The sequence below is a fragment of the Mycobacterium sp. genome (assembly GCF_035499775.1).
Classification (GTDB): Bacteria; Actinomycetota; Actinomycetes; order Mycobacteriales; family Mycobacteriaceae; genus Mycobacterium.
Window position 1 is genome coordinate 1 of sequence record NZ_DATJYB010000406.1, and the last position, 4,829, is coordinate 4,829.

The 4,829-nt window shown below is 63.3% G+C and carries 6 protein-coding genes; 3 read left to right on the plus strand and 3 right to left on the minus strand.

Annotated features, from left to right (window positions below; translation table 11 throughout):
- The first annotated feature begins 338 nt into the window (after positions 1–338).
- On the plus strand, positions 339–1,433 hold the full coding sequence (locus VML93_RS25170; protein ID WP_325614995.1) for a phytanoyl-CoA dioxygenase family protein: 1,095 nt from the start codon (positions 339–341) through the stop codon (positions 1,431–1,433).
- Positions 1,434–1,506: 73 nt separating this feature from the next.
- On the opposite strand, the gene VML93_RS25175 is transcribed toward VML93_RS25170, so the two are convergent.
- Positions 1,507–2,781, minus strand: a complete 1,275-nt coding sequence (locus VML93_RS25175) for an amidohydrolase family protein (protein ID WP_325614996.1) — start codon at positions 2,779–2,781, stop codon at positions 1,507–1,509.
- Positions 2,782–2,939: 158 nt separating this feature from the next.
- Here VML93_RS25175 and VML93_RS25180 point away from each other — a divergent pair, with 158 nt between their 5' ends.
- Entirely contained in the window at positions 2,940–3,725 is a 786-nt protein-coding gene (locus tag VML93_RS25180) for an alpha/beta hydrolase (protein WP_325614997.1), read from the plus strand.
- A gap of 20 nt (positions 3,726–3,745) precedes the next feature.
- Here the strand turns inward: VML93_RS25180 and VML93_RS25185 are convergent, their stop codons facing one another.
- A complete protein-coding gene (locus tag VML93_RS25185; protein ID WP_325614998.1) occupies positions 3,746–4,030 on the minus strand; it encodes a hypothetical protein in 285 nt (94 codons plus the stop codon).
- Positions 4,031–4,039: 9 nt separating this feature from the next.
- Here VML93_RS25185 and VML93_RS25190 point away from each other — a divergent pair, with 9 nt between their 5' ends.
- On the plus strand, positions 4,040–4,393 hold the full coding sequence (locus VML93_RS25190; protein WP_325614999.1) for a DoxX family protein: 354 nt from the start codon (positions 4,040–4,042) through the stop codon (positions 4,391–4,393).
- 280 nt (positions 4,394–4,673) lie between these two features.
- Here VML93_RS25190 and VML93_RS38710 read toward each other — a convergent pair whose 3' ends face one another.
- Entirely contained in the window at positions 4,674–4,820 is a 147-nt protein-coding gene (locus tag VML93_RS38710) for a DoxX family protein (protein ID WP_414686440.1), read from the minus strand.
- Positions 4,821–4,829: the final 9 nt, after the last annotated feature.

A 4,829-nucleotide genomic window follows, 5' to 3' on the forward strand; every position in this document is an offset into this window, starting at 1 on the left:
GCATCGGCGCGTACATAGGTGAACCCGAGCAGCTGCGCGAAGTGTCGCGGCATTGAAGACATGGCAGGACAGTAGTCACTCGGCTGGCCTAGGTGGTGAATGGGCCGCGCCATCGGTCAGCTCGGGATCGATATCGTGTGATGAAATACAGACGTGTTGCGCAGTGACACACCACCAAGGAGCTTCTCGCGGGTACCGACACGCTAGGAACAGGTCTTCCGTGGGTCGAGGCAATCGCAGCCTCGTTCCCGCCGTACTCGTTCGCCGAGTTTCACACCAGCCAACTGCCCGCGCTGAACGCCCGAAACGGGGAGCTCATCGTCGACGATCTGGCCGGCGTGCCACCGATCGCCTTTCGCATCGCCGCCGGTACGGCTTACACGTGGTTGCCAACGCCTGAGGGTATCCGTGCCGTCGAGGGCGATGCCGATGCCGAGACGCTCGTCGAAATCGACGAGGTGACCTTCTCGCAGTATCTCCACGAACTCCTGACAGCGAGCGGATCAGTTCGCACGGATCGCGCGACGCTCGCACGCGGCAGCCTCGCCAGCTGGAGACGATGGGAACCTGCCACCCGAACGTTGCTTACCGGTACGCCGATCTACACCGAAGCAGTGTGGGAGACTCTCGTCGGCCGGGATAGCAAGCCGCTCAACCTATTTCAGGCGTTTCCCGCCGATGGCGACCACGACGAGATGCGGCATTTCCTCAATACCGCTGGATACCTTCACATCAAGGGCGTATACACCCTGGAAGAAGCCGCCGGGTTCGGCGCAGAGGTCGAGGCCGTTCGGTCCAAGACGGCTCCTGGCGATCCGTTCTCGTGGTGGTCGCTCAATGCGGCCGGCGATGAAGTCGTCACCCGCATCAACTACCTGGGTCGCTACTCAGATATGTTGCAAGAACTCAGTTTCGAGCCTCGAATGACCGGATATGCGACCCTCGGCAACCCCCAGTTGCGCGTCTGCGGCGACCGCCTTGACGGGCCCATGGTCTTCATCAAGAACCCGGCAGTCGTCAAAGGCGATGGCGACCTCGGTTGGCATGTCGATGATGGCATCGGTGGCCACCCCGTCATGTGCCCACTGATTCAGGCAGGGATTCAACTCGACCACGCGAACGCCGCAAACGGCCAACTGATGGTGCTTGCGGGGTCGCACCGGTACACCAAACATTGGCTGAGCTGGGGCGAGGAGGGCAACCTTCCGCTGGTAGCGCTCGAAACCGAGCCGGGCGACCTCACCCTTCACTTCGGGGACATCATGCACAGCACGCCGCCACCCACGGCTTCCGATGCGGGGCGGCGCGCGCTGTACTACAAGTTCGCCGAGGAGAAGACCTTCCAGTGGGTGCCTTCGGGGTGTCACTACAACGACGCCCTCTTCCATGCCGACGCGACCGGCAAGGTGTCGACCCGGGCCACGACCTACTGAGTCTTAGGCAGCGCCTGCTGGGCCGGCGGGAATCGCTCGCCAAAGAGCAAGCGCGACAATCCGGGCCAACCGGTTAACTTCGTTCCGGAGCCAGCCGCTTGAGGGCCAGCCCCCCTTCGAACGGTCGGTAGCCGAAAGCGGCCGGGGCGCGATAGCCCGTGTCCTCGAGGGGCGTGTGCACCTCGGCTACAGTCGGCCCGATCTTGGCAGCCACCGGCACCAAGGCATCGAGATCGAAGCGGTATAGGCGAGCGGCATTGCCGCCCAGGATCTTTCGGCAGGCGTCCGGCGACCTGTCGTGCAGGGCCCAGCGAATGGCCAGCCGGGAGTGAGGCGCAAAGCCTTCCTCGTGCGGGTAGTCGCTGCCCCACATGATGTGGTCGGGTCCCATGAAGTCGATCATCGGGGCGTCGAAAGGCGTCAGCTCAGCGGCCAGAAAACAATTCCGCTTGACGTATTCGCTCGGGGTCAGGGTCAGCTGGTCCACCGACGATCCACCGAACATTCCGTAGGTGCGGTTGTGTGCCTCGGACTTCATGGTGGGCACCATCGCGTCGAGCATGCCGACTTGCCCGGGCACCCAATAGGTGCCCTGCTCGGTCGGCGCGAATCGCAGCGTCGGATACCGCTCGAACACCCCGGCCAGGATCAGGTGCCCGAGCGTGCGCTGGGCCCAGAGCGCCATCTCGGTAATCAACACCGCGTTGGACGCCGGCTGGTCCATCGGCATCTCGGGACTCCCGGCCCCCGCGTGCTGCACCACCGTCAGGTCCAAATCCGCGCACAGCGCCCAGATCGGTTCATAGCGGGTGTGGAAAAGCGGCGCTACCTGCGGGTCACCGGGCGAGACCGCCGGGATCAGCACGCCGCCGAAGCAATCCTGCTGGACACCCCAGCGGATCTCTTCCAGAGCCAGCTCGACGTCGTTGGGAAAGATCTGGATCAACCCACGACGTCGGGCGGGGGCCAGCGAACAGAAATCGATCTGCCACCGGTTGTGGGCCTGCACACCGGCCCAACGCTTTTCGAAGTCCTCGCGGGTGCGAGGCAAGCTGATGGTGATGTTCGGGGTGGTCGGGAAGAACGGCGGAATGGTGTTGGGCAGCAGCACCTCGGCGGCCACCCCGTCGGCGTCCATCTCCGCCATCCGAAGCTCGTGGTCCCAGTTCCGGTCAGCGGTAGCGATGACCAGATCGTCGAACGGGCTGGCGTAGTCCTTGGCCCACGCGTCGAACTCATCGTGCAGACGCGCCGGCAGATACGGCTTGTAGTCGTAAAGATCAGCCCCGGCATGGGTATCCGTCGAGATGACGACGTAACGATCCAACGTGTCCCAGGTTGTAGCCATCGCACCCTCCGTCAGTACGCCGAGTATAGGAGAAACGGGCGGCCTGGCGGTCACCTCGGTGCGCGCTAATCGCCAACGATGAGTGACTAGCAAATGGTATGACTCATGCAAACGACGAGAAACCTTTGACGGCGACATAGGGGTTCAGCGTGGAGTCAGTGCGGCGATTCGAGCAGAACACCGACGGGATCACTTGGTACTGCGAACAGCGCGGCGAAGGGCCACCGGTGGTATTGGTCCCCTCTGGCGAAGGGGATTGCGCATCGTTCGAAGACGTCGCGGCCCGACTGGCTAACCAGTTCACCGTCCTCACGTTCGACATGCCCGGATTCTCCAGGAGTCGTACCGAAAGTCGTGAAGACATCGCGGTACCAAAACTTGCCCACCAGATCGCGGATCTCATCGAGTCATTGGGCATGCCCCCGGCCACGTTCTTTGGATGCAGCTCTGCGGGGTTCGCTTTACTTGATTTGACCATCAGATACCCCCATCTTGTTCGGAACGCCGTTGTGCACGAAGTAGCGATGGCTGGGGCCGTCGCCCTGTTGGCCGGGCTCGCGGCGCTAGACGATTCGGCGGTCGTCGAGAGCTGCAAGTACGCCTTCGGCCACGTGATGAATGACGACCTCGCCGCATGGGAAGCCCTCGGCGACGAGTATCACGAACGGCTTTCCGGGAACTATGTGACGTGGGTTCGGTGCTACCTCGCCGCAGAACTGCCGCCACCGCTTTCGCCGGAAGATCTGGCAAGCAAGCCGATTACCCGGACAATCGGTGGACTGAATCCGGCTGGAATGTTTTTCGACAACGTCGTGCTCGCAGTCCAATCCCGCTGCCCGATCACGCTGTTGCCCTGCAAACATTTTCCGCAAGTGAGCGCACCAGCGATGCTTGCTGAGCACATTCGGGCGAATACCGCCGCCGCGAACGGTGCGGGCTTATGACCTTCTAGTTTCCGCGCCGATCAGCGGGCTCGTATGCCGTTGAGGATGGTTGAGAGGGCAAAGTCGAACAGTTCGCGAAGCGGCTGAGTGTCAACAACTTTGCGGTCCGTGCGCCACCCGAGCGCAAGTATCCCTTCCATCATCGCCCACAAAGCCGTGGCAGCCGCAGCGGGTTCGAGAGTCGAGACGAAAGTTCCGTCGGCGACGCCGGCCGCCAGGATGTCGGCGAGTTTGCCGACCTGGTCATCGATCTTGTCGGCGATTCGCCCCCGCGCCTCGTGCTCGTCCGGTGGTGTGTTGAGCAATTGGAACCGATGTGGACGGTCTCGCGCGAAGCCGGCGGGCTTGTCGCGCTGATGTTCATCGCGACCGGCATGGCCAAACTGCTAGGCCATCCAAAAATGGTCGAAGCGAGCGCACACCTGGGCTATTCGATGCGTGCGTTTCGCATCATCGGCCTGCTCGAGGTATTGGGTGCAGCGGGGATCCTGCTGGCGCCGCTGTACCTTCCGCTCAGCATCGCCGCCGCGACCGGGCTCATCCTCCTCACGATCGGGGCGGGCATCGCCCACCTACGCGCGTCGGATCCGGTTGCGGTGGCCACGCCCGCGCTGGTGTGCGCACTGCTCACCACGGCCGCCATTGGCGTCCAGATCGCTGCTGCGTGAGCACCGGGCCCGGCTCGGCACGTCGAGATTGTCGTTGGAATGCAGGAGGTTGCGATCTGCCATGACTTCGCCCACCAAGCTCGCTCATGTCGTGCTGCGCACCGGTCAGATGAAGGCGATGTTGGACTGGTACGTCCTCGTCCTCCACGGTCGAGTGGCGCACGAGGGTGAATACCTCTCCTTCATGACCTACGACGACGAGCACCATCGAGTCGCCTTCGCGGTCACCGGGGCCTCAGAACGCCCCGAGGACAAACACACCGGGCTGCACCACCCTCGCTCATGTCGTGTTCTGGACGCCAATGGCGGCCGTGGTGAGCAGTGCGCACACCAGCGCGGGCGTGGCCAACGCAACCGGATCCGACGCGCGTAGGTGGGCGATGCCCGCCCCGATCGTGAGGAGGATGAGCCCGGTCGCGGCGGCGATGCTGAGCGG